Here is a 4,215-nt window from a genome sequence, read left to right as displayed (position 1 = left end):
CCCAGTATCAGTGCGCATTATGTATGTTATGTTAAATATAGTATTGGATAAGGTTTCTATGTGGGGTCATGCTATCGCGCACTGCTCTTTTTGGTTGCCATTGAACGTAATTAGCTATTTACCATAAAATAGCTAATTACTACTTCCTTTAATCGTCATTATTCCAACACGTTTGGTCTAATTCGATTCAACTCAGCGGTAATTAGTGATCAGAAAGCGTTAACGGCTGATGCGTGTAAAGCACCGCACTCAGACTCGCTGCTCGCACTGGCTTAGTGACAAAGTCGTTCATGCCAGCCCGAACACAGCGTTGCTTGTCCTCGTCCATGGCATTGGCAGTTAAAGCAATAATCGGCTGCTTAAAGCCAGATGCGCGTAACGCTTTTGTCGCGGCAATGCCATCCATGACTGGCATCGACATATCCATTAAAACAATATCAAATTCAGTCTGCTTTACATGCTCTAGCGCTTCTTCGCCGTTTGATGCAAGCACCACAGTGTGGCCTTGCTTTTCTAACATCAAACGCACAACCATCTGATTGGCGCGGCTATCTTCAGCGACTAAAATCACCATAGGTTGCACATTGCCTGCCGGTATCGCCGGCGTTGGCTGATGTTTTTCGGCATCTTGTGGGGTCGCAACAATAGGCAAGCGAACACAAAAGTCTGTGCCCTGGCCAAGCTCACTGTCTACATCGATACGTCCACCCATCATCTCAACCAGTTTTTTACAGATGGATAAACCAAGGCCTGTTMCACCAAACCGACGAGTAATGCTGCCGTCTGCTTGGGTAAAGGGATCGAAAATGCGTCCAATCTGGCTTTCATCAATGCCAATTCCCGTGTCTTTTACCCTCAGGATCAGTACATCACCATCCGTGTTAAGTGACACTGTCACACCGCCTTGGTCGGTGAACTTTAACGCGTTGGCTATTAGGTTAAGTAAAATCTGAGTAAAGCGATTCTCATCCATATAAAGCGTATCAGGAACAGAGGGAGACACTGATGCGGATAAATGGATACGTTTTTTATCGGCACGATCAATGAGCTGTTGATAAACGTTAGTGACACAGTCACTTGGCTTCATCAAAGAGGGAGAGAGGGAAAAGCGATTTGACTCAATTTTAGATAAATCAAGCACATCACTGATCAATGTCAATAGCAGTTGAGCGGATTTATCCATCTGCCCTACCCACTCTTTTTGCTCTAAGGTTAGCCGCGAATGTTGTAGTGCATCAATCAAGCCCAATACCGCATTTAGCGGCGTCCGTATTTCGTGGCTCATTACAGCAAGAAACTGTGATTTAGCATTATTGGCCAGTTCAGCCTGACGACGCGCTTGTTGCAGCTCGACAACGCGACGTTTGGTGGCGGTAATATCTTTGGCGGTGCCGCGATAGCCTGACAATTGCCCTTTTTTATTGTAGCAAGGTCGGCCAGAGAGGCTTACCCAGTAGTCATGCGCACGAGATGCAATATGCCACTCAATGTCACTAAAAGATTCTTCGCGGGATATAAGCTGTTCAAGCCGTGCTTTTAGTTTTTTATCTGATTTTATTTTCGCCAGCAATGCCTCGGCATCAATATGGATATCTGTATTAGGCGAAGATAGATACGTGAGCTGAAACGCATTATCAAGCTCCCAAAACCAGTCACTTGCTGTTTGTGCAAAATCCTGGAAGCGTTGACGACTAGCATTAAGCTCCTGGGTTCGGCTACTGACAAGCGCATGCAAACGGTGTCGATAGTCGATATCCATAATGGTCCGCTCGATCAATGGACGAAATCGATCGACGACCTGCTGAGCTTCGTTATTGAACGAATCACGACGATGTGAAAATAAAATCAGCATGACTTCGCTGTCATTGACCGTTAAGCCGCTGATCAGTGCTGTACCTTGAAGATAACTGGCATATTGATGGGTTAAGCAGTGAAGCTCTTTGATCATGCCTGGCTTATAAATGGCAACCGTCTCTCCTTTTACACAACGGTGAAACACGTCCCCTGTTTGCCACGTTACCGTTTCTAGCAATCGCTCCGTAGACACTAAACAGCGAAACGCATCTTCCGTTTCACGATTACGACTCAGCGCGACCGCACTATCAAAATTCACATAGCGATGAATAACGTCGAGCAATGACGCAAAGATATCTGTCTTCGATGTGGCTTCTGTCATAGCAGAAATGGCAGACAGAATTGCATCGTTCTCTTCTCTTAACCGTTTTTCTCTGGCCTCAACGCGGCTGAGTTCAAATAAGGTTTCTTGCAACGATTCAGAGTCTGAACGTTCAGAAGCCGATAAGCGTTTCGACATCTTGATTAATCCTTATGAAATAGCACAGCCGAGATCATTAAGTTACCGTGAGATAACTCTCCCCCTTTAAAGAGACCTTGCTCGCCAAACGTAAAGGGGCATACAAAAGGAGCGTTATACAAGGCCGTATTGATATTCTCAGCCACTTGGTCAAGGCGATCTTTTACATGCAACATGCATCCAGCGCAGTAGATCGCTAATCCACCCAGAGGCTCAGGCTGACACAGTGCATGATCATTTGCTGACTCCACCACTCGACTGGCTCGCGAAATGAGCCCCTCGCTGGTTCCCGACATAAAATAGATAGTTTGGCCAACCTCAAGCTGAGAAAATAACTCCATATGACCTTGCGCATTAATAAATGTCGGATGCGACAATGTGTAGTATGGCAAACCATGTATTGTGCCGGTTTGAGTGCCTAGCGGATAAAGCGTGGATTGAGAGAAAAGCGAATCTGTAGGATCAAGAGTCAATCCAGTTTCTGACTCGTACCAGCGTTTATACACTTCGGCAGCAGGTTGATGATTTAAGCTCACCAATGCGCGACCACGCACATCCGTCACCGTCGCATGCCTTTGAGTCGGCGCATAGCCAGAATGGAACGAGTAACTGACCCGAGCTGAGGGATAAAAAACGCTGATCGCGATGCCGGACGTTGCTGTTTCCTTGTGATCGAAAATAGCCCAGTTTCCACCAACTGTTTCTGCCGCTGCCGAACCACCGATGACGGGAACAGATACGCCTAGCTCTTCTCGGATTGCCGATAAGGTTGCCTCTTCTTCACCAGGCGTGCTGTGCAACGCAATCAATTTGGGTAACTCGCCGCATCGCCCACTTTCTTCAATCGCTTGAGTCAGTGCCATACGCGCCGAGTCGCGCACATGGCGGTGTGCTTGATGGGAGACCAAGGCTGAGCCATAACTCCCTTTATCATCACTGCATGCCCAGATAGCTGCCGCAGGACCGCTGGTACATCCATTTTGGGTCATCACGCCGTAACACGTAGAACAGCCGATGAGTGGTACGCCCGGAAAAAGACGATATAAGGTACGTTGAAGCGCTTGAACGTCATAATGCTCAGTAAAGTAGATCATCAAAAGCTTAGGCGTACTGATACGCGTTTTGATGGTGCGCGCCAATGCATAGGCGGCTTGTACTGCGTCATCAGCTTGAGTTCGTGCCGTTGCTATCTTCATGTCACCGTTACGTTGATAGGAATATGAGTGTATGACAGTGCTAATGATACATGTATCAAGCGATCAATTCATTGTTCTCGGTGGCTGAAATAGATTCTAAACTGACGTATCCTATGCGCCTTTATATCAATTGAGCGTTGAACATGGATTGTCGACCCGTTGCGCTATTGGGTGGCGCGAGCACTTTAGGCGCCACGATTGCTTATCAACTTGCCGCTCAAGGCTATACCCCCATTATTATCGATCACAATCAGGCCTCTGCACTTGATATCGTTGCTCATGAACCTAGAGTTCGATTTAAATCAGTTCCGGCGCTTACCGTCGACGCTCTTACCGCTGCCTTATCGCAAAGTGTATCTCAACTTGCACCGCTAACTGGCGTAGTTCAGGTTGCCAAAGACGGTGAACGGTACATGCGACTGTTGGGGTATCCAGTTTTAGATCAATTTTGTCAGGCTGACGCGGCTTGTGTCATGATTTATCCACATGGGGGGCTAATAAAGCCCCGTCTCGATGACATACCGGACACAAACTTCTTGCAACGGATTAACAGTGTCACTTTCTGGTTGGATCACAATTTTAACAGTGGTGATGAAACATTATCAGTGCGTGAAAAGTGCGAAGTTTTATCGCCACTGGTTTGCTTTCTTTTAGGGAAAGAATCAAAAAGCATTAATAATCAAGTCTTTAGCGTTAGACTGTAAC

3 protein-coding genes are annotated in these 4,215 nt (G+C 46.7%); 1 reads left to right on the top strand and 2 read right to left on the bottom strand.

Features of this window, described 5'->3' with window-relative positions; translation table 11 throughout:
- Window positions 1-202: 202 nt before the first annotated feature.
- Both BZG79_RS12355 and BZG79_RS12350 read right to left on the bottom strand, forming a co-directional pair.
- Window positions 203-2,314 (bottom strand): ATP-binding protein, encoded by a 2,112-nt coding sequence (locus tag BZG79_RS12355; RefSeq protein ID WP_077774521.1) that lies wholly within the window; start codon window positions 2,312-2,314, stop codon window positions 203-205.
- 5 nt (window positions 2,315-2,319) lie between these two features.
- Window positions 2,320-3,510, bottom strand: coding sequence for an FIST N-terminal domain-containing protein (locus BZG79_RS12350; protein WP_077774520.1), 1,191 nt, complete (start codon window positions 3,508-3,510; stop codon window positions 2,320-2,322).
- A gap of 143 nt (window positions 3,511-3,653) precedes the next feature.
- Between BZG79_RS12350 and BZG79_RS12345 the strand changes: the two genes are divergently transcribed.
- Window positions 3,654-4,214 carry a hypothetical protein gene (locus BZG79_RS12345; RefSeq protein ID WP_077774519.1) on the top strand — a complete coding sequence of 187 codons (561 nt, stop codon included), beginning with the start codon at window positions 3,654-3,656 and terminating at the stop codon, window positions 4,212-4,214.
- The last annotated feature ends 1 nt before the right edge of the window (window position 4,215 follow it).

It is taken from the genome of Salinivibrio sp. MA427 (genome assembly GCF_001996115.1).
Classification (GTDB): Bacteria; Pseudomonadota; Gammaproteobacteria; order Enterobacterales; family Vibrionaceae; genus Salinivibrio; species Salinivibrio costicola.
Note: the sequence above shows the minus strand (reverse complement) of the source record. Positions and strands in the feature narration are given on the sequence as shown.

Coding starts and splice junctions, on each gene's coding strand:
- BZG79_RS12350 (WP_077774520.1), bottom strand. CDS start 3,510: ATGAAGATAGCAACGGCACGAACTCAAGCTGATGACGCAGTACAAGCC.
- BZG79_RS12345 (WP_077774519.1), top strand. CDS start 3,654: ATGGATTGTCGACCCGTTGCGCTATTGGGTGGCGCGAGCACTTTAGGC.